The sequence below is a fragment of the Rhodococcus sp. NPDC055112 genome (assembly GCF_053607505.1).
Window position 1 is genome coordinate 1 of the sequence record NZ_JBSGTR010000127.1, and the last position, 1157, is coordinate 1157.

Consider the following 1157-nt stretch of genomic DNA (forward strand, 5'->3'; position numbering starts at 1 on the left):
CCGGGGTCGTGGGTGACCAGCACGACGGCACCCTTGTAGCTGCGCAGCGCGTCGAGGACCTGCTCACGCGAGATCGGGTCCAGGTTGTTGGTCGGCTCGTCGAGCAGCAGCACGTTCGCCGCCGACGACACCAGCCCGGCCAGCGCCAGACGCGTCTTCTCACCGCCGGAGAGGGTGCCCGCGGGCTGCTCGAGCTGCGGGCCGGTGAACATGAACGCGCCGAGCAGCGACCGCAGCTCCTGCTCCCCCGTGTCCGGTGCGGCGTGCCGGATGTTCTCCCACACGGTGGCCTCGTCGTCGAGGGTGTCGTGCTCCTGCGCGAAGTAGCCGACCTTCAGGCCGTGCCCGGGTTCCAGCTCGCCCGCATTGGCCTGCTCGGTGCCCGCCAGGATCCGCAGCAGGGTCGTCTTACCCGCACCGTTGAGCCCGAGCACCACCACCCGGCTACCGCGGTCGATGGCCAGGTCGACGCCGGCGAAGATCTCCAGCGAGCCGTACATCTTGGTCAGGTTCTTCGCCATCAGCGGCGTCTTGCCGCACGCCGCGGGCTCCGGGAACCGGATGTGCGCGACCTTGTCCGAGACCCGGACCTCATCGAGGGCGGCCATCAGCTTGTCGGCCCGCTTGGCCATGTTCTGCGCAGCGGTCGCCTTCGTCGCCTTGGCACCGAGCTTGGCGGCCTGCACCCGCAACGCGCCCGCCTTCTTCTCCGCGTTGGCGCGCTCACGCCGCCGCCGCTGCTCGTCGGTGGCGCGGGCGTCGAGGTACTTCTTCCAGTTCATGTTGTAGATGTCGGCCTCGCCGCGCACCGCGTCCAGGAACCACACCCGGTTCACCACGTCGCCGAGCAGTTCCACGTCGTGGCTGATCACGATCAGCCCGCCGTCGTGGTTCTGCAGGAACCCGCGCAGCCAGGTGATCGAGTCGGCGTCGAGGTGGTTGGTGGGCTCGTCGAGGAGCAGGGTGGTGTCCGAGCGGCCACCGGATCCATCGGACGCGGCGAACAGGATCCGGGCCAGCTCGACGCGGCGGCGCTGACCACCGGAGAGGGTGCGCAGCGGCTGGGCGAGGATCCGGTCCGCGAGCCCGAGGCTGTTGCAGATCCGGGCCGCCTCGCTCTCCGCGACGTAGCCGCCGAGGGACGAGAACCGATCCTC

General features: G+C 70.1%; 1 protein-coding gene. It reads right to left on the reverse strand.

Annotated elements, in window-relative coordinates; translation table 11 throughout:
• Positions 1 to 1157 (reverse strand): ABC-F family ATP-binding cassette domain-containing protein (locus ACWFRB_RS26370; RefSeq protein WP_452644308.1); only part of this gene is annotated, 1157 nt, incomplete at both ends.